Source organism: Caballeronia sp. INML1 (genome assembly GCF_023631085.1).
Classification (GTDB): Bacteria; Pseudomonadota; Gammaproteobacteria; order Burkholderiales; family Burkholderiaceae; genus Caballeronia; species Caballeronia turbans.
On record NZ_JALQDT010000058.1, the window covers coordinates 38,192 to 56,515 of the forward strand.

Below are 18,324 nucleotides of genomic sequence, written 5' to 3' on the forward strand. Positions count from 1 at the left end.
TGCAACGCTCGATGGGTTTACGGAAATTTGTAACAGCTATCGGGAACGTCGCCTGGAGAAGGCGCGCCGCATCAACTCGTATGATGGTACTGCCGGGCCGGATGACGTCGTACCGCGTCGATGTCGATGCCGTCTAAAAGCCAGTGCAGTTGTTCGGTCGTCAACTCGATCACGGGCTGCTTCCGGGATGGCCACGCGAAATGGTCTGCCTCGAGGCGTTTCAACATCAGCCAGAAGCCCGAGCGTTCGTATAACAACAGCTTGACGCGGTTGCGTTTCCGATTATGGAAAGCGAACACGGCGCGAGCGAAGGGGTCGAGCTGCATCGACTGCTCGACCAGCGCCGTGAGGCTATTGATTCCCGCCCTAAAGTCAATCGGTTCGCGATGCAAATAAACGCGAAGGTCGGAATCAAGGCGGAACATCAATGCTCTCCCAGCGCGGCGATCAACGCCGCGACGAGTGTCGCATCATGCCGTGAGCACTCAAGTTCGACGGTTACCCCGTTCGGGAGATGCGCTGACAGGCGCGCCGTTGGTCGCGACGCAGTCGCTGATTGCTTGTGACTAGACGCCGGCGGCGCAGAGCCCTGTTCAATAGCTAGGACCGGGATGAAGGCCGCCGCTGACGGCTCGACCGTATTTCGTGCTGCACGAGCAGAGTTTGCTCTCTCATGTAGCCTTATCCACTTGTGAAGCTGGTTTGCGTTCACCTGAGCCCTAAGTGCGAGCCCAGCGATTGACGCTCCTGGTCGCAAGCACGCCTCAATCAGTCGGCGCTTCCCGTCAGGGTCGTATCGTCGTTTGCCGTTGGAGCACTCTCGAATGACTCGAAGTGGCAGAAAGTCAAACTCATCGTCGCTCATGGCTTGCGTCCGCAATGTGGGTTGCGGACGCAATCGTCGCTCTTAGAAGCCGACAAAGATAGGTGTGCTCGTTTTAGCGCTTACTCTCAAACAACCAGCAGCATGGCACCTTCCGGCACCGCCTACTACAGGATGACCGAGTGCCGGCTGAACGTTCGCGCCTCTCCAATCGGAAGCACGGTCCGCTCATACTTCGTTGATGACATCGGCAGCAGCGTCGTCTTGGCGGTGTCCTGATATTTCATTTTGTCTCGCGAATTGACACCCAGGGGGAGGGTGATATCCACTTAGGCTGCTATGGCATTGGCTAGAGTTCGGTCTTCTGAGCTATCGCTTCCGCCCTCAGGTCTCGCGGTTTGCCTCGAGGTAGGCATGACCACCGCGTCCCCTTCAATCACCACCTTGTTGAGCACGCGACAGATGGTGGTCAGTGACACGCGCCTCTTCTCAGGCAACAATGCAACCACCGTCACGGTGGCGTGGACGGTATCGCCGGGCTTCACCGGCGCCTTAAAGCGAAGGGTCTGGCTCAGGGTTCCCGGCCCGGGCAACCTGCCGGCGATGGCCGCTGAGATGACGCTCGCGGTCAACATGCCGTGCGCGATTCTGCCCTTGAACCGGGTGGTCTGCGCAAACTCTTCCTTGATGTGCATCGCGTTGTTATCGCCAGAGACCGCGGCGAACAGCACGACGTCCGCCTCGGTGATGGTCTTCGCAAACGTAGCGCTCATCCCCGGTTTCAAATCTTCGTAGTCGTAGCCGTTAAGCTCGTTCATAACTCCTCCGTGGTAGCGGTAGTCAGGCGCGAACCGACGCCTTTCATGACATGACTCGTGGGGCGCTTCCAACCGATCAAGCGCCGACGACTCTCCTACTGCGAGCCGGTACTGGAGGCTGATGACTGTCGAGCAGCGTCACGCCTCAGGCGATCTTTTTAAGGTCGAGGAGGTCCGCCGCTTGCAACGCGCCTTTTCGCTGACCCCCAGCCCCTTTCTGGATGAAACCAAAAGGTTTACCCAGCGGCAGCAGCACCCTGCCAAAGTAGGTGTTCAAGAACACGGCGCCAGCGCAATACAAGCCCAGCAATGAAATGAGCAGCTCCGAATAGGCGGCCAGCAAGGAAAAGAACTCGCGGTGGATACCCAATATCGAAAGCCCCAGCGACGGCAACAGAATATTGATCAGGCGAGCACCGCGTGAGCTTCTAATCTGACAAGGTTTCATCTCGACAAGCCAAAGCCATGAGTGCGTCGCGCACGCCGGGTCGACGATCTACGCAATAGACGTGTCGTTCGCCCAATCGGCGGAGATGGACGTGAAGCCTATCTAAATGAACTCCACACGAGTTTTTTGCTGCCGCACAAGGCGGTTGACTGTTGTCGCTGCCCCGGGACGGATCATCATGCGTCCCCTGATTTCCAGCGCCTGATCGACATCGGAGGCAAGCTCGAGGTGGATCTGCCGCCGGCAAGCCGGGAAGCCGCCGGCCGTGGCGCGAAATAGTGGCGAGCACACGTGTTTCCACGTTCAGTCAGCGATTGAACCAGCGGTATTGGAGCGCGACCGCGATGGTCTGGAAATTTCCGCCGATGCGTGTCGTTAACCCACGCGACCATGCGAGTTTGGTTGACCATTGTGCAGCAAGAGGAACCGACAACGTGATCCCATAGCGAGTACTGCTTTGCAGATCCGCGTTCTGGGCGCCGTTGATGCTTGTCCGGCCGCCCGTGAGATACGTAATGTCTGCGGCAATCCACAGTCCGGGCCGCCACGTGTAGCCTCCATGCCATTGGAACACGGCCAGCGGAGCCTGACTTCGTCGCTTGCCACCAAAAAAGTCTGTATTGTCGGTGAACACCCACACCCCAGCGGCGCCTTCTACAAACCAGTTGCCGACTGGCTGAGACAATCCGAGCTCAGGTTTAAACGCCCATCGGTTCGAACCCACATTAATGATACGGGCTGGCTGATATTGACCGGTCGGCGCCACCATGCTCAGGCTGGCGCCCAGTATGGTGCTCGGGCTACGCTGGGCAAATTCCTCTGGCGTGAGCGCGGGACCACCCAGCAGATTCGCGGCAAGCCGGAACCGTACATCGCCTAGCCCCGAACGCCAGGCCTGGCCTGGCACGCCTGCTACATTCCCCGTCAGGTTCGCATTGGCATAAGGAAGCAACACAGCAGCGCTGGCGACATGTCCCGCGACGCCAAAGCTGTGAGAATAGCCCAGTGAGTACGTATTGATTCGGGCTTGAAGATCGGTGATGGGCAGCGACGGGTCCAGCGAAACGTCGCCGGTTGATCGAGCATAGCCCGCCACCACGAAGTTCGTTCCAACCGGGACGGCCGAATAGCTGCGCGGCTCCATTTCCTGCGCGGACGCTAGTATGGACCACACAAGCAGTATTCCCGCCCACCGAACTGGAAGCGCCAAATATTTCTTTTTGTCGAACCGCAATCCGCAGGGCGTCCGACACGGACTGCGCAATGCGAGTCGATCGACGCTCCCGGCATTGTCATAAGTTGCTCGCGCCCGCTTGCAAACTGAGCGACGTACGGAGCGACCAGGCTCGATGCGCGAGCCGGATGCGCGCGTTTGACGTCCGAGAAAATCTCGGTGGTCGAGGAGTAGCAATATCTGTTTAATTACATCCCTGATTGTTCGCGGTCTTAACGCATGTCTTGCCGCTTGGGCTCTTGTATACGCCCTTGCCATTTTTGGTCTTCGCTTCTCCGCCCTTGCTCGTCTGGGTTGTGGTTACACCGTCCGAATCCTTCTCAGACTTCCAGGCGGTGCCGGTGTTGCGGTCATAGCCGCCGGCTTTCTGCCCGTTATCGCAGACTGTGCGCCCGGTGGCACTTGTTCTGCACTCGGCGAATGCATTAGAAGAGAGGACTACACATGCCAATATCACCATGATTTTCATCGTCGTCTCCGGACATTTTCGGCACAAGACCGTCGCTTTGGCGTGTGCGTGATTGAATGGTAGTGCATCGCTAACGTTATCCGGGCAATTGAATGGAGGGACGACGGTAGAGCCACGACTGCGAACATCATCGGCTCGCACTGTTCCGCAGTGGCAATCCTCGCATGGCAAGCTCCGCCGACACGGGTCAGTCGCGGTGTTGAAAGTCGGTGCGAACGGTTCGTTCGATACGACAACGGCGACCGCACCAGTCAATGCGATCGTGCTGACAATGCTGGTCTGTGGGAGATTTGTCGCTCTCGGGAACGAAGGTCTCGTGACTCAAAATTTGAGTGCGGCGATGGCCGCATTCGTTTCGCGAGGTCTCGGGGCCGGTTGCTGAAATCGCAGTTGGCGCGCCGTGCAACCGCAGCTCGAACTTCAGCACCGACCCTCAACGGCCATATGTCGGCCGCTCGCGACTGACCGCTCCTGCGATGCCTTCAGACACCGGGAGATGATCGCAGACAGTTTTTGCGTCGGAGCGTCCTGTGCCGTCGGTGCACCGAGGAATGTGTAGGCACGCCCATGACGATGACTGGCTGATCGCTTCCTCACCGACGGCCAAACATGGGCGAACTGCGGCTCGCGAGCGCAAGTGCCTCCGCGCATTGCAGAACCTTAGGCCCGAAGGCGTCCATACGCTCGCGGGTCATCCGTATGGACGGCCCGGCAATACTGACAGTGCCAATCGGCTCGCTTTTTTCGTCGATGCGGATTGCAGCCGCAACCGCGCTGGTCCCTGCCTCATAGGCATCGAAGACGACGGCAAAGCCGCGTGCTTTTGTCTGCGCTATTTGTTCCATCAACGCTCGCAAAGTCTGCGGCGCGCCTGGGCCCATCTCGCGAGCGCGGTCCATTCCTTGACGCGACACGAGTGCCAGCGCCCGGTCTTCATCGACGGCCGCGAGAAACGCAAGCCCGTTCGCCGTCGCAGGAAGGTAAATCTCCAGACCGGCATCTGGATCATAGCGCAACCCGGTTCGCGCACCTTGCGCTTTCGCCACCCAAATCAGATCGTCGCCTTCCACGACCGCGAGGCGAACCAGTTCTCCGCTCACTTGTGCCAGATCGTCGAGCAAGGGCTGCGCGGCGTCGGTGATGCCGGTCGCAGCGAGATAGCTCAAACCGAGCGACGCCAGCTTCACAGTCAGCATGTATTGCGAGCTGTTCGGGTCCTGCTTGACGTATCCGCTCTCTTTCAAATCCGCCAGCACTCGATGCGCGGCCGTCCTTGGAATGCCCAGACGGTCGCCCACTTCTGACATTGGCAGGCCGTGCACGTTGTGCGCCAGAAGCTCGACGATGGCCAAGGCTCGGTCTCGGACTGCGGTCATATGCACCTTAAGCGTGATGACGATGGATCGAAATTTTAACCCATGTGGCTTTGCGATTCATCTGGAACGACAATCCGGGTTTACGCTCGATGTGGATTGATAATCCACTTGGTAAAGTAATCCAAATAACAAACCGCGAAGGCTGCCCCGTGAAACTTGCCATCGATTCATACAGCTATCACCGTTATTTCGGCGAGGTCTATGCCGGCCTCGAGCAGGATCCCGGAACGCGGATAACTATGCGGGGCTTCCTCGACCGGGCGAAGGCACTGGGCGTCGCGGGTGTTTCTCTGGAGTCGTGCTTCATGCCGAATCCGTCGCCCGAAGAAATCGCCACGTTGCGCGCCGACCTAGACGAACTGAGACTCGAGCCCGCGTGGGCATGGGGCCACCCGTCCGGCCTCCGCTCGGGCGACGCACCCGAGGAAGTTGCCGACCTGAAGCGCCATACGGAAATAGCCGCTGCTGTGGGCGCGACGGTCATGCGGATCTGCTGCGGCGGCCGCCGCACCCGCCCCGACAACTGGAGCGACCACAAGGCAAAGCTCGTCCCACTTCTGACCGACGCCGCCGCGCATGCGAAGGGGCACGGCGTCGTGCTCGCCATCGAAAATCACATCGACATGCTCGCGGACGAACTGGTGGAGCTGATTGATACGATCGATTCGCCGTGGCTCGGCGTGTGCCTGGATACCGCGAATAACCTGCGCATGCTCGAAGACCCGGCCGTCGCGATTGAAAAGCTCGCGCCCTACGCCCGGGCGACCCACGTTAAGGACATTGCTGCCAAGGGTGGCGATCCGCGCGATTTTGCGTTCTGGCCGAGCGTGCCGGTCGGCCGAGGAATTATCGACATGCCACGCGCCTTCGCCGAACTACGCAAACACGGTTACGCAGGACTGCTCGCGCTGGAAATCGACTATCTACATCCCGCTTACGAGAGCGATGAGCAAGCCATCGCCGAAAGCATTCACTACATGCGAAGCCTGCTCTGAGCATGCCCGTCGCTCGCCAGAAATCCACAGGAGACAACCATGCCATTCGAGAAACAACTCAACATTCAGGAATTCCTGGATTCCCGGTCTTTTGGGCCCTTTCACTGGAAGATACTGTTATTGGGCCTCGTGGTCCTGATTCTCGACGGATTTGATGTTGTCGCGATGGGTTTCATCGCGCCCGCAGTCGTCGCCGACTGGAAGCTCACACGCGCCGCGCTCGGGCCGGTGCTGAGCATGGGCTTGTTCGGGCTCGCGATCGGCGCGTTGACCGGCGGTCCGCTGGCGGACCGGTTCGGCCGTCGCAAGGTCATCATCGGCGCAATTTTCTTCTTCGGGCTGATGAGTCTCGCTTCCGCATGGTCGCCGAACGTCGAGGTGCTTTCGATCATGCGCTTTCTCACGGGACTTGGACTTGGCGCCTCTCAGCCCAATGCCGCGACGCTTGCCTCCGAGTACGCGCCCAAGAAGTATCGTGCGCTGATGGTGACGGTGATCTATTGCGGATTCACGTTTGGTGCGGCCGGTGGCGGCTTCCTTTCGAGTTATTTGATCCCGACTCACGGCTGGGCATCGATTCTGGTTGTCGGCGGCGTTGTGCCGATCCTGTTTGCGCTCGTCCTGTGCTTCATCCTGCCGGAATCCGCGAAGTTTCTCGCAGTCAAACACGGTGGCCGACGCGCGCTCGAACGTATCGTCAACCAGATCGAACCCAACGCGGTCGATGCCTCGACGAGATTGATCACCGCGGAACGCGAGCACGCCGGCAAAGGCGCGATCAGACTTATCGTTGCCAAGCCGCACACGACTGTGACGCTCGCTCTTTGGGTCGGCCTCTTCATGAACCTGATGACGGTCTACTTCCTCAATAGCTGGCTGCCGATCATCGTGAAGGACAACAACTTTTCGCTTGCCGATGCCGCGCTGGTAGGCGCCATGCTTCAAGTGGGCGGAACGCTTGGCAACATCATCATCGGTTGGGAAATGGATCGCTTCAACCCGCACAAGGTGATGATCGGCACGCTCCTCGCTGCAGGCATCTTCACCGTTGCGCTGGCGAAGATGAGTCCGGGCCTCTACGGCCTCATGACCCTGGTTTTTCTGTTGGGCTATTGCATCAACTCAACGAACACTGGCTGGACCGCAATGGCCGCCGGTTACTATCCGACCGAGATGCGCGCCACCGGTACGAGCTGGATGACTGGCATTGGTCGCTTCGGCGCGATCTCGGGCGCGTCGATCGGCGCGGTTTTGCTCAGTTTCAAGTGGAATTTCGGGCAGTTGTTCCTTGCCTTGACCGTGCCAATCGCGATCGCCATCGTCGCGGCGTACATCAAGGGCCGCCGCAGCGCGGGCGCAGCGCCGGTGTTGCGCAACGCCACTACTCACTGATTCTCGGAGACCCTTTTTCTCATGTCTGATTCGAAGATTGGTCTTATTGGTGCAGGCGCGATTGGTCGTGCGCATCTTGTTGGCGCAGCGGGCGCCGAGGGGCTCGAAATCGTCGGCATCGCCGACCCGAATCCGGCGGCGCAGGCGCTCGCCGAGGAGTTCTCGATCCCGTGGTTCAAGGACCATCGCGCGCTCATCGACGAGACGAAGCCTGACGGCGCAATTGTTGCCACGCCGAACGCGCTGCATGTTCCCATGGCGCTGGAGTTGATCGCCGCCGGCACGGCAGTGCTCGTCGAAAAGCCGATCACCGATACGGTCGACGAAGGCTTGCGTCTCGGGCGCGCGGCTGCCGACGCCGATGTTCCTCTGCTCGTCGGCCATCACCGGCGGCACAATCCGATCGTCCGCACCGCGCGGGCTTTGGTTCAGGGAGGACAACTCGGGCGGCTCGTCTCTGCATCGGTGCTAGCGACTTTCCTCAAACACGACGCCTACTTCAACGAAGCTTGGCGCCGCACGCCTGCTGCGGGACCCGTCCTCATCAACCTGATTCACGAGATCGACCTGTTGCGCTTCGTATGCGGCGAGATCGAAAGCCTGCAGGCTGTTACGTCGAATGCGATTCGCGGATTCGAAGTCGAGGACACGGCGGCCACGCTGCTGTGTTTCAAGAGCGGAGCAATCGCAACGATTACCCTGTCAGACAGCAGTGCTGCGCCGTGGAGTTGGGATCTGTCGTCGGGCGAGAACCCGGCCTTTCCGAAGACTCCGGTCGAGAGTCATTTTTTGTGCGGAACTGAGGCGTCTGTCGCCTTGCCGACGTTGCGGATGTGGCGTTATCCGGGCGAGCGCGGCTGGTTGCAGCCGCTGCAGGACGAAGAGGTGCACTTCGACGCGGCCAATCCGTACATCGAGCAGATGCGACACTTCGGCGCGGTGATTCGGCGAAAAGAGCAACCGCTGACCGATGCGTTTGACGCGACCAGAACCCTCGAAGTCACACTGGCAGTTCGCGACGCCGCGCGTTCCGGTACGACGATCCGCTTTGGGTGATGCTAACGCATCGACAATCGGGAAGAGCCGCGATTAAGACGCGGTAACAAGAATGAACCCGGTGCAAAGGCTCGAAATGCATAAGTTCTATTCGACTGTCTGATCGGCTATCGCTGGTTGTTCGTGCTGACGGCGGTCGTTCGTGAAAGGCGAATGGCCGCATTCGCCCCGTCTCAAGTTATCGGCGGCAACGATTCGAACGTCGGCAGATGGCCGTTTGTTCGCGTTCCGACTCGCCACCGAAAAGCTGACACGGGCAACCCTAACGACAGCCCTGTAGAAGGTTCATCGAGCTGGCGCTCTCGGCCAGTGAGCGACGTTCGACGGGGATCTCGCTTGGTCACTCCGACGTCGGCTTGCCCCCTGGCAGCAGACGTTCCATTTGCGAAGGCGACCAGACTCCTGCCTCTTGCGGGAAAGGGGTAGTTGCCCGCTTGCTCACTTTCGTTGTGATGTGTTTTGATTCACGCATTCGCGTTGAAGGCAGCGACGAAGAATCCATCGCGCGCGGGGCCGGCTACCGCTTTCGCGCAGCGGACTCGCGAAACGCGTATTGCGTCATCCGATCCTGACGTTCGGGCGCGGGACGGCACCGCATCGCGCGCTGGAGGACATCGTCGACAAGCTCGCGCTCGCCAACGGCGTGCCGCTCGCAGATACGCGCATCACCGGTTGGACGTCGATTTCGGTGATCGTGCAACTCGTGCGCGATGGCCTCGGCGTGGCGGCAACCGACGCGCGGATGCGCCGCTTTTCGTGCTCGGCGCGGCGAACGCGACATGGCGGCTGTCACGAATACTGCGAGTAGTCGGATCGACGCTTGATCGAGCGGCCAAGACACTCCGCCTGGCAAGAATGTCGCGTCGCTCGAGCGGACGCTCGCCGGGCTGGTCGCCCTTTGAGCGCGATCCCGCTCAAAGGGGCGCCCGGTCAAGTTGGATTGGGCGGATCAGGGATAGGCAGCCGCCGCGGCGAAATAGAGCACGACCGCTGTCACGACCACCGCAGTAAAGCCTAGATGAATCGCCACTATCGTCGCCAGGACTGCAGCCACGACGGACGTGCATGCGTTGACGCCCCACGCCCAGGGCACGAGCGTTTCGGCACAGCCGGCAACGCGGTTGAGCCCAAGCGGAAAGGGCATGCCCATCGCAAAGCCGAGCGGCGCGATGAGCAGCACGGCAATCGCTATTCTGACCGGGTCGGATAGAGGTATCAGGAACGAGAACAGATGGGGCAGCACGAGCAGGTAGCACAGCGAGATGGCAGAAAGGGCCACGATGGCGGTCGCCGCAGTCGACCGGTGCTTTCTGATCGTGCGCGGCCGTGTCGCGGAACGGGCGACCGGCACCTCGCGACCCTGCAGGCGCTGCGCGTACCGGCTTCCAAGTCCCGCGAACGAGAGGAACGCACACAGCACGACCGCCACAGCGTAGAGCGGGTGGCTCAGGAGCAGAACGAACTTCTGGATGAACGCGATCTCGATGAACATGAAAGCGAAGCCGATCGCGACGAAATAGATCGCGACTCTGCTTTCCGATATCGCCGCCACCGAAGCTGTGGCGTCATTGCGGGAAGTGGCGTCCAAACGCGATGAACCGTGAGCCGTGCACGTCCGGCGCTTCATCACCCACAGAGGAAAGAGGATCAACACGAAGGCCATGAATGTCGCCTGCAGCAGGGTGGCGATCAGTACCGGGTATCCCCATTCCAGCAAGGTCATGCCGCCTCGCCCTTTCAACGCGAGAAACTCGGGCAGCGATCGCCATTTGAAGAAGTGCAAGAAGTACGGCTTGTCGTCCGTGGCGGGGCGGATATCGAACTTGTAGCGCGCCCAGAACGTTTCTCGCCCGGGACTCAGCAGAGCGTGCGCGGCTTCGAAGAAGTAGGGCCTTTCAAGTACGTTGTAGCGATTCGCTTCTGCGGCCTGCATCCCCGGGTAGTATTCGACGTCGAACGAACGGGCATGGCAGAAGCTGCGCAGCGCGGCGATGTCCCTGTCATCGAATTCCCCGTTTTTGACCAGCAGCGTCGCGGTTTTCCATCCGCGGATCAGCATGAGCCGTCGATATGGTTGTCTTACACCGGCGTTCTCCATCGCCAGTACGGCCGTCGCAAACAGCTTGAGGACGTCGCGCGGGGGCAGCGTGACCCAGCGAGTGATCGCCAGTATGCCGCCTACGTTGAGATGACGCAGATAGTCCTGAAATGCTTCCACCGTGTAGAGGTAACTCTCGGAAAGGGAGTAAAGCCCGGCCGAGGTGGCACTGAAGGAGTCTAGCAGCGCGACCTGGATCAGGTCGTAGCGCTCACCGCGCGCAGCGACGAAACCACGCGCTTCGCCGGCGAATAGGCGAACGTTCGGTGCGCTGTACGGCTTGCCGGAAAAGTCGGCAAAGCGGTGCTGAACCGCTTCGACGATCTGTGGATTCAGTTCGACCGCGTCGATTGCGCTCGCTTCGTGATACAGCGCCTGCAATACGTCGCCTCCTGCCCCGCTGCCGAGCACGAGGACTTTGGGCCGCCGCAGCAGGTGATAGGGGAGCGCGGAGGTCATAGAGTCCAGATAACCGAGCGGCTCGCGCCGCCCGTCATAGCGATTGAGCGCGGACAGTCCGTCGCCGTCGGTGAATACGCCGAGTTGCGGCGGCGGTTCCATCGTCGCGTTGAGGCTAAGCCCGGGCGCATGTCGGAAGGGAATCGAGGGGCTTTCCACCACCGTGACGACACCCAGCGGGCTTGAGCTTTCGGCGACCACGTGCGCATCCTTTATGCGCAGAGCCTGGCTCAGTTCCTTGTACTCCGATGGCCGCAATACGATCCAGTCTCGCGGCAGGCCGGTGGCCAGCATGGCTGCGGCGCCGAGCAACAGGATCGGCAACCACTTCCGGTGCCAGCGGCATTCGACGCATGCCAGCGCCGCTGCCGTGATGCCTGCAGCGCCCAGTACCCGCAGCGCATCCAGCGGACGAAGCACGAACAGCGCGCCGATGATCGCGACGCTGCCCACGCCCGCTCCGCCAATGTCGAAACTGTAGATACGCGGGATCTGGTCATTAAAACGTGTGAAGGTGAGACAGAGGCTGGTCGCGGCGCAGAAGAAAGGAACGAAAAGGAGCACGTAGATCAACAGCAGGCGCAAAGGTTCGCGCGGATTCCAGAGAATCTCCAGCGGGTTGAACGCAATGCGCTGCGCGAACGCGAACGAGGTGACCGCAAAGACGCCGAACAGGATTGCACCGGCTACAAACACGGCTGCGAACCGTGGCACGAGCCAGCGCTGCGCAAGCGAGACCATCGCGCCGGCTGCTCCGTAGCCCAGCAGCGCCGCGCTGATCATCATGTACGCGAAGTGATGCCATTGAATGATCGAAAAGAGCCGCATCAACAGCAGCTCGTAACCGAGGGCAGCGGCTGAAAGCAGCGAGACGGAGAGCAACGGCACGGCAGGCATGATGGCATGAACCTGAAGGGGATGCGGAGGGCGCGCGCTCAGCCATGCTGCGATGCGGGTTCGCGCGATCTCGTTGGGTCGCTCGTTTCAATGCCCGACGAGAGGCACGAAGCGGACGGGCAGTATCTGTCGGGTGGAGACGGTCCCGTCGTTCGCCTTCGTGATCAGCAGCAGGTATTGCGTCAGAAACTGCGCGCCTACGGGAATGACAATCCTGCCGCCGGGCTTCAACTGCCGCACGAGAGGAGGGGGGACGTGGCTCGAGGCGGCGGTGACGATGATGGCATCGTAGGGCGCGTGGGCTTCCCATCCGTAATAGCCGTCTCCTACCTTGGTTTCTACGCGCTTGTACGCAAGCCGTTGCAAGCGCTCCTGAGCCGCTTGGCCCAGAGGCTCGATGATTTCGATCGTATAGACCGCTCGCGCGAGGGTCGAGAGAATCGCCGCCTGATACCCTGAGCCGGTGCCGACTTCCAGCACGACGTCAGTGGGCTTGATCATCATCAGGTCGGTCATCAACGCGACGATATAGGGCTGGGAAATGGTCTGGCCATAGCCGATGGGAAGAGGCCGGTTCTCATAGGCGTTGCGCTCGTCGTCGGGTGGCACGAACTGGTGGCGAGGCACTTGGTTCATCGCGGCGAGCACGCGCGGATCGATTGCGGCTCTGCCGGTTGCGACGGAGGTTTCGGTCGCAAGCTCCGAGATGTTCCTGATCATCGTCGCACGAAGGGACGCGAAGTCATCGGCGGCGTGAATGCCAGAAGGCATCCACGCCAGTGTGATTGCGGGAATCAGGATACGCAGCCAGCGCAGCATGACTCGTTTCACCGTCCGGCCCCAGTTGGCTGTCTGCTGAAATTCTACGCCCGCGCACGCGAGGTCGGGCAGGGCGCGTCCGGCCGTTTGTCGTATGTTTAGCGCAGACTTCGAGCGCGTCGTCGTGTCGCCGCCAAAGGCCACATTGCCTCTGGAAAGGCAAAGGTCCGCATTCGAGTGGTAGAGCAGATCGGGACGGGAGTGAGGGGCGTCGACTTGGCAAGGGTGAAGAACGGCGTAGGCGTGCCGGAGCGCGACAACGAACCCGTTCCTCCAGCGAATAGTCGGGCGTGGTGTACCTCGAACTCGAGGGCATCGACGTTGACTCGTTCGCGCGTGAGGCTTGCTCGCGTGTACGCGGCGGTTGTATTGCGATTGCCCATCAAAACGGCGACTCAGGCCAGGCGGTCGCACAGTTGGACCACCTGGATAGTTGCGGGAGCGCGGGACTGTCTGAACGGTTCCGAACGACTCCGGTTGACCAAAGTCGGGACTACGTGCGCTAACGCACATTGCTTGCACGGCGGAAAAGCGCGAACCAAATGTTGTTGGTGTTGTGCGAATTTTCAACTATAAAAGGTCTCGGGAGTCTCAGCGAAAGGACGGCGTTCGTGCCACCACGTTCGACGGGCAGAGGGGTGCTTTCATGGTAAATCACCTACCGAAACGATTCGCAATTGCGGCAGTGCTGTTCGTTCTAAGCGGCAGTGCCCTCGCGAAGACTGAAACCTGCCATCCGGCATCAGAAAAGCAGATTGCTGCGTTGTTTGATCGCTGGAACGATTCGCTTAAAACGGGTGATCCTCAGAAAGTGGTGGCGAACTCCGCTCCACGCTCGGTTCTATTGCCGACCGTCTCGAACAAGCCGCGCGTGTCTGTCGATGAGAAATTAGACTATTCCAAGCATTTTCTCGAGAGCGAGCCCGATGGCACCATCGACTTCCGCGAAATCATGATCGAGTGCAATACCGCGATCGACGCCGGAACCTACACCTTCAAGTTCCGGGACGGTTCGATCGTCAAAGCGCGCTACACGTTCACCCACGTCTGGGACGGGCACAAATGGGTGATTACTAGCCATTATTCTTCCAAAATGCCGGAGAACCAATAAGCGGCGCCGGTGCGATTTGCCCTCGTGAACCACTGTGTCGAAACAGACACCGCCAGCATCACGCCGAGGCCGCCGTCCCCTTGCGGTGGTGACATCGTATGAAATTAATTCTTCGCTGGGGCGACGGGCGGTTTCGCCTATCCTTCGTTTGGCCCAACACCGCTTGCGATAGCTAAACAACGGCGCCGGCTGAATTAATCGTATCAAAGTCGGGCAACGCCCGGACAAAAGCGTATCCCCACTAGGTTTTCTAAGGAGTACTACTTATGGATAGGCGAGATTTTATCAAAAAGACCTCCGCGGTTGGCGCAGCCATTGCGACGACGAACGCCGCCGCCCAGGGCGCCGGGGACGGCCCAAGCGGCAAGCCCAACATCTTGTTCATTCTCCTGGATGAAATGCGCTTTCCCCGGGTGTTTCCGAAAGGGGTTCAGGACGCACGCGAGTTTCTCAAGGCCTATATGCCCCGAACGTTCGATTTGTGGAAGAGGGGAGTCAAATTTTCGGGCCACTACACCGCAGCCTCGGCGTGCAGTCCCGCGCGCGCCGCGCTCGTCACCGGGCTGTACACCCACCAGAATTGGTTGCTCACGACCATTTTGGATTCACCCGACACCAAGGTTTCGATCCAGCCGGTGCTGAACCGGCAGTTTCCAACCTACGGCAAGGTCCTGCAGTCGCTCGGCTATATCACGCCCTATATAGGGAAGTGGCATCTGTCGATCGTGCACAAAGGGCAAAGGCCGCTCGGGCTCTACGGCTTCGAAGGGATGACGTACCCGGATCCGACGGGCAGCAACCTTCAAGGCACAATTGGCGACCCGGGACAAGGCTACCTGAGCGACACGAACATCGCGGACCAGGCAACGCAGTGGTTGCAGCGGCGCAGGCCGGCCGACCCGCCCTGGTGTTTGACCGTCGGCTTCATCAATCCGCACGACAAGGAGTTCTTCCCCGCGGGCACGGAGTTCAAGCGCTTTACGGAGCTTTTTGCTTCGAACAACTACAACCCGAATGGCTATTCCCAGTGGATCGATTACACCGCAGGGCCCCCGACGTACAACTGGGAGTTCAACCCGCTGCGCAATCCGCCGCAGTACGGGTATCCGGCAACTGCGCCGAACTGGGAGTCTGCCTCGCAACTGTCGGCCAACAAACCGCCGATGCAGACCTTCAACCGCACGCTGCAGGAAGCCGTCTGGGGTGGCGTGCAGGACACGCGAGGTACGGATTTCGAAATCTCGGCTTATCCAGTCAATCCGAACCTGCCGCCGCCCTCCGAGACGAAGGGGGTTGCCAAGGCGCCTTTCAACTATTGGAAGCGCGGGCTCGATTCCTACACACAGATCATGTCGATAGTAGATTCAAAAATTGGCGCGGTCGTTGACTCATTGCCGCCTGCGGTCGCGAAGAAGACGATCATCGTGCTGACCTCGGACCATGGCGACTATGCAGGCGCTCATGGCTTGATTTCGGGTAAGACCGGGACGTGCTACGAAGAGGCGTTTAACGTCCCGCTCATCGTGATGGATCCGACCGGGCAGTACAACGGGGATCTTGACGTCGTTCGCAGCGGCCTGACCTCGTCAGTTGATATCCTGCCGATGTTGGCAACCTTTGCCAACGGCGGCACGCGAAGCTGGATGACTGGAGATTATGCGCAGCTGTACGGGAACCGACACGACTTGCTTCCAATGCTGAAGAGCGCGAGCGCGCCAGGCCGGCCGTATGTGGTCTTTGCATCCGACGAGATCGTGCCAGAGGTCTACAACTTCAATTCTTCGGCATCGCACATCATTGGCGTGAGAACCGAGGCGGGCAAACTCGGAACGTACTCGTACTGGGCGCCGTCGACGACCACCATCAGCGGATCGAGCGATCTTGAGTATTACGACTACGCTACCGAGCACGGCAGGCTCGAACTGGACAATCGGTCTAGTTCTCACGCGGCGCAGGAAATGTATCAGAAGCTAATAAACGAGATCCTTCCGAACGAGCTGCAAGCCCCGATCCCGGGGAAGTTCGTCGCCGCGCAGAATACGGCGCAGTCGCGATATCTCGAGTACATCAGCCTCATCAACAGCGGAGGGAACTTCGAGCTGCCGTTCAAGATCGGGGACATCTGAAGCATCAGCGGTGCATCGAGGAAGGCCCGCATCGCCGGCGACGACAGAGTTCGTTCTGCGTGGACGTCGACACCGGCAAATTGGCGTGCTCCTCGATGCGTTTTTAACTGCAGGAAGCCGCGCCGCCGACTCCGCGCTCGCGCGTCATATGCGTTCTCGCAGATGCGCGTGGCGGTCTCCGCTCCTGAAGCGGTCCGCGTGAGAACCACGCTAACCTGGGCTTTCGAGATTCCCGACGGCGACAACGGGACCCCATTGAGCGCGCACCGGTACCACGCGATTGACGCCGATCTTTGTCGCCTTATCTCCCCCGGCATGAAGGCGAGGTTACCCGCTCGCTTCACAGGAGTAATCCCTGCAAGGACGTCCTTGGTCATGCCGTAATCAGCAAGTCGGTCAAACATCGGGGACTCGGTTGGAGCTGGGGCGACCGCGTTCACTCGAATGCCCAAAAACGCAACCTCAAGCGCCGCCGATTTGGTCAATCCTTCGACAGCATGCTTGCTCGCCGCGTAAATTGCGCTGGTGGGGAATCCGACCTGTCCGCCGATGGAGGACAGGTTCACAATGCCTCCAAAGCCTTGGCGTCTCATCGCTCTGAGCTCGGTGATTCATGTCCCACACCATCCAATCAAGCAGATGGACCAGTTCGTGACTGGGAATTTCGGTCAGTTCCGCGCGGGTCATGACTTTTGCCCTCGTTGGCAGCGTTATGCGTTCCGGATGCGACCCGCCGAAACCGTCTGAGCAACATCCGCGTGCTCCATTGAACAAGCATCGAGAGCACAAGCGCGACGCCGAAAGTAATGCTAGTTCCTTGGAGAGGAAGCAGCATGGCGAGCGTCATACAGAATGCAGCAAATGAGAAGCGACCGACAACCATCCCTCGCAGCAACGAAACGACAAATTCTGAACCGCAAGCCCGATCTGATGCACCATTCTGCCATCGCGCTAACATCGGATGGTAAGGTATCGGCCTTCAACACTTATTGCTTAACACGTGAGGGAAGCCGTGAGCCGTACTTCATTTGACGTTATCGTTGTCGGCCTCGGTGCGTTCGGGAGCGCGACGCTTTATCAGCTGGCGAAACGAGGCGCGAGCGTCCTCGGTATCGACCAGTTTGCACCGCCACACAACAAAGGGTCGAGTCACGGCAACACGCGAATCACACGGCTCGCGGCAGGCGAAGGTGCAGACTACATTCCGTTCATCAAGCGCTCCCATGACATCTGGCAGGAGCTCGAAGCGCAGACGGGCAAACGGCTTTACCACCGTACCGGCTGCTCGTCGCAACGGCCATCGGCGACGCCATCCGCCGCCGCCACGCCTACGCGGCATTGAGCATCGAAGTGAAGTGAATGAGTGTGCGATATCTATCGATTAGCATGACGAATCGATAGCCTCGACATGCGTGAGTTTCAAGACCGACCTACACGAGGAGGGCGATGACACCGCCGATCCTCGATGCACAAATTTAACGATGTCAACTGGAGGAGAAATGGTGAGAAGTGGAATGAGACGGTCGCTGACCGCATTGACGTTGGTGGGGCTGTCGAGCGGCGCCGCGTACGGACAAAACAGCGTCACGCTGTACGGTTCCGCTTGACGGCGGTCTGCGCAATCTGGTGAACGGCACCAAGGCAGGCGGCGCGGCGCTGACGATGGCCTCGAACGGGATGTACAAATCGAACCGTTGGGGCTTTGTCGGCACGGAGGACCTGGGCGGCGGATACTACGTTCGCTTCAACCTGGAGGCGGGCTACGTTCTCTCGACCGGCGCGAACAGCAGCACGACCAACCAGATGTTCCAGCGTAATTCGACGATCGGTGTCGGCGGGGCGTTCGGACGGGTCGATATCGGCCATCAATTCACGTTGCAGCACAGGCTGATCAAGGAGTTCGAGCCGTTCGATCTCGACTATCTTTCTGTCACCGAAGCGGCGGCGATCGCCGGAGGCACGAGCGGACGGGACGACAACGCGATCTACTACCACGGCGACTTCGGTCCGTGGACGGCACGCGCGGACTACGCGCCGGGCGGCGTGCCCGGCAGTCTCGCCAGCGGTGTTGCCTTTCGCCGTAAAGGAGCCGGGTGTTTTCGGCGTAATGGCGCCAGAGAAAGGCGCCTGTTTCGGGGCTCGAACGGGGATCAAGAATCCTTGTTTTTACCTCCTTTCGCAAGTGCTGATTTGTTGCTCTCGG

The 18,324-nt window shown here is 59.9% G+C and carries 17 protein-coding genes and 1 pseudogene; 8 read left to right on the forward strand and 10 right to left on the reverse strand.

Translation table 11 applies throughout. The features are described from left to right. Nucleotides 1-71: 71 nt before the first annotated feature. The 7 genes from tnpB to NCR38_RS22875 all read right to left on the reverse strand — a co-directional run bounded on the left by tnpB (nucleotide 72) and on the right by NCR38_RS22875 (nucleotide 5,144). Complete coding sequence (gene tnpB, locus NCR38_RS22845; RefSeq protein WP_061121645.1) at nucleotides 72-425, reverse strand: IS66 family insertion sequence element accessory protein TnpB; 354 nt, start codon at nucleotides 423-425, stop codon at nucleotides 72-74. After that, nucleotides 425-865 carry an IS66-like element accessory protein TnpA gene (tnpA, locus tag NCR38_RS22850; RefSeq protein WP_086961626.1) on the reverse strand — a complete coding sequence of 147 codons (441 nt, stop codon included), beginning with the start codon at nucleotides 863-865 and terminating at the stop codon, nucleotides 425-427. The genes tnpB and tnpA overlap by 1 nt, the downstream gene beginning before the upstream one ends. A 287-nt stretch (nucleotides 866-1,152) precedes the next feature. Continuing rightward, entirely contained in the window at nucleotides 1,153-1,641 is a 489-nt protein-coding gene (locus NCR38_RS22855; protein WP_086961628.1) for a MaoC family dehydratase, read from the reverse strand. Nucleotides 1,642-1,786: 145 nt separating this feature from the next. Next, nucleotides 1,787-2,089 (reverse strand): hypothetical protein, encoded by a 303-nt coding sequence (locus NCR38_RS22860; protein ID WP_250477662.1) that lies wholly within the window; start codon nucleotides 2,087-2,089, stop codon nucleotides 1,787-1,789. A 307-nt stretch (nucleotides 2,090-2,396) separates the two neighbouring features. Then, complete coding sequence (locus tag NCR38_RS22865) at nucleotides 2,397-3,233, reverse strand: transporter (protein ID WP_250477663.1); 837 nt, start codon at nucleotides 3,231-3,233, stop codon at nucleotides 2,397-2,399. A 274-nt stretch (nucleotides 3,234-3,507) separates the two neighbouring features. Continuing rightward, nucleotides 3,508-3,792 carry a hypothetical protein gene (locus NCR38_RS22870; protein ID WP_086961630.1) on the reverse strand — a complete coding sequence of 95 codons (285 nt, stop codon included), beginning with the start codon at nucleotides 3,790-3,792 and terminating at the stop codon, nucleotides 3,508-3,510. Between the two features lie 593 nt (nucleotides 3,793-4,385). Continuing rightward, nucleotides 4,386-5,144, reverse strand: coding sequence for an IclR family transcriptional regulator (locus NCR38_RS22875; protein ID WP_250477664.1), 759 nt, complete (start codon nucleotides 5,142-5,144; stop codon nucleotides 4,386-4,388). 173 nt (nucleotides 5,145-5,317) lie between these two features. Here NCR38_RS22875 and NCR38_RS22880 point away from each other — a divergent pair, with 173 nt between their 5' ends. The 4 genes from NCR38_RS22880 to NCR38_RS22895 all read left to right on the forward strand — a co-directional run bounded on the left by NCR38_RS22880 (nucleotide 5,318) and on the right by NCR38_RS22895 (nucleotide 9,419). Then, nucleotides 5,318-6,163: a sugar phosphate isomerase/epimerase gene (locus NCR38_RS22880; protein WP_061121648.1), complete on the forward strand. Its 846-nt coding sequence runs from the start codon at nucleotides 5,318-5,320 to the stop codon at nucleotides 6,161-6,163. A gap of 39 nt (nucleotides 6,164-6,202) precedes the next feature. Then, nucleotides 6,203-7,555: an aromatic acid/H+ symport family MFS transporter gene (locus tag NCR38_RS22885; RefSeq protein ID WP_250477665.1), complete on the forward strand. Its 1,353-nt coding sequence runs from the start codon at nucleotides 6,203-6,205 to the stop codon at nucleotides 7,553-7,555. 21 nt (nucleotides 7,556-7,576) lie between these two features. Then, the gene (locus NCR38_RS22890; protein WP_061121650.1) at nucleotides 7,577-8,611 is read left to right on the forward strand and encodes a Gfo/Idh/MocA family protein; all 1,035 of its coding nucleotides are present in this window, start codon (nucleotides 7,577-7,579) and stop codon (nucleotides 8,609-8,611) included. A 553-nt stretch (nucleotides 8,612-9,164) separates the two neighbouring features. Further along, entirely contained in the window at nucleotides 9,165-9,419 is a 255-nt protein-coding gene (locus tag NCR38_RS22895) for a hypothetical protein (protein WP_061121651.1), read from the forward strand. Nucleotides 9,420-9,560: 141 nt separating this feature from the next. Here the strand turns inward: NCR38_RS22895 and NCR38_RS22900 are convergent, their stop codons facing one another. Continuing rightward, the gene (locus NCR38_RS22900) at nucleotides 9,561-12,065 is read right to left on the reverse strand and encodes an SAM-dependent methyltransferase (protein WP_250477666.1); all 2,505 of its coding nucleotides are present in this window, start codon (nucleotides 12,063-12,065) and stop codon (nucleotides 9,561-9,563) included. An 87-nt stretch (nucleotides 12,066-12,152) separates the two neighbouring features. Continuing rightward, nucleotides 12,153-12,884 (reverse strand): protein-L-isoaspartate(D-aspartate) O-methyltransferase, encoded by a 732-nt coding sequence (locus NCR38_RS22905; protein ID WP_061121661.1) that lies wholly within the window; start codon nucleotides 12,882-12,884, stop codon nucleotides 12,153-12,155. Nucleotides 12,885-13,530: 646 nt separating this feature from the next. On the opposite strand from NCR38_RS22905, the gene NCR38_RS22910 reads away from it, so the two are divergent. Beyond that, on the forward strand, nucleotides 13,531-13,995 hold the full coding sequence (locus tag NCR38_RS22910; protein ID WP_061121653.1) for a DUF4440 domain-containing protein: 465 nt from the start codon (nucleotides 13,531-13,533) through the stop codon (nucleotides 13,993-13,995). Between the two features lie 266 nt (nucleotides 13,996-14,261). Then, nucleotides 14,262-16,121: a sulfatase-like hydrolase/transferase gene (locus NCR38_RS22915; RefSeq protein ID WP_061121654.1), complete on the forward strand. Its 1,860-nt coding sequence runs from the start codon at nucleotides 14,262-14,264 to the stop codon at nucleotides 16,119-16,121. Between the two features lie 338 nt (nucleotides 16,122-16,459). On the opposite strand, the pseudogene NCR38_RS22920 reads toward NCR38_RS22915, so the two are convergent. Then, a pseudogene (locus NCR38_RS22920) lies at nucleotides 16,460-16,714 on the reverse strand (SDR family NAD(P)-dependent oxidoreductase); the annotation flags it as partial. A 419-nt stretch (nucleotides 16,715-17,133) separates the two neighbouring features. Between NCR38_RS22920 and NCR38_RS22925 the strand changes: the two are divergent. Both NCR38_RS22925 and NCR38_RS22930 read left to right on the forward strand, forming a co-directional pair. Next, on the forward strand, nucleotides 17,134-17,463 hold the full coding sequence (locus tag NCR38_RS22925) for an FAD-dependent oxidoreductase (protein WP_061121655.1): 330 nt from the start codon (nucleotides 17,134-17,136) through the stop codon (nucleotides 17,461-17,463). 284 nt (nucleotides 17,464-17,747) lie between these two features. After that, nucleotides 17,748-18,324: porin (locus tag NCR38_RS22930; protein WP_250477667.1), on the forward strand; the 577-nt coding region annotated here is incomplete at its 3' end.

Excerpts from the sequence above, each read along its gene's own strand:
- NCR38_RS22910 (WP_061121653.1), top strand. The coding sequence starts at position 13,531 with ATGGTAAATCACCTACCGAAACGATTCGCAATTGCGGCAGTGCTGTTC.
- NCR38_RS22870 (WP_086961630.1), bottom strand. The coding sequence starts at position 3,792 with ATGAAAATCATGGTGATATTGGCATGTGTAGTCCTCTCTTCTAATGCA.
- NCR38_RS22890 (WP_061121650.1), top strand. The coding sequence starts at position 7,577 with ATGTCTGATTCGAAGATTGGTCTTATTGGTGCAGGCGCGATTGGTCGT.
- NCR38_RS22915 (WP_061121654.1), top strand. The coding sequence starts at position 14,262 with ATGGATAGGCGAGATTTTATCAAAAAGACCTCCGCGGTTGGCGCAGCC.
- NCR38_RS22860 (WP_250477662.1), bottom strand. The coding sequence starts at position 2,089 with ATGAAACCTTGTCAGATTAGAAGCTCACGCGGTGCTCGCCTGATCAAT.
- NCR38_RS22905 (WP_061121661.1), bottom strand. The coding sequence starts at position 12,884 with ATGCTGCGCTGGCTGCGTATCCTGATTCCCGCAATCACACTGGCGTGG.
- tnpB (WP_061121645.1), bottom strand. The coding sequence starts at position 425 with ATGTTCCGCCTTGATTCCGACCTTCGCGTTTATTTGCATCGCGAACCG.
- NCR38_RS22855 (WP_086961628.1), bottom strand. The coding sequence starts at position 1,641 with ATGAACGAGCTTAACGGCTACGACTACGAAGATTTGAAACCGGGGATG.
- NCR38_RS22885 (WP_250477665.1), top strand. The coding sequence starts at position 6,203 with ATGCCATTCGAGAAACAACTCAACATTCAGGAATTCCTGGATTCCCGG.
- tnpA (WP_086961626.1), bottom strand. The coding sequence starts at position 865 with ATGAGCGACGATGAGTTTGACTTTCTGCCACTTCGAGTCATTCGAGAG.
- NCR38_RS22900 (WP_250477666.1), bottom strand. The coding sequence starts at position 12,065 with ATGCCTGCCGTGCCGTTGCTCTCCGTCTCGCTGCTTTCAGCCGCTGCC.
- NCR38_RS22865 (WP_250477663.1), bottom strand. The coding sequence starts at position 3,233 with ATGGAGCCGCGCAGCTATTCGGCCGTCCCGGTTGGAACGAACTTCGTG.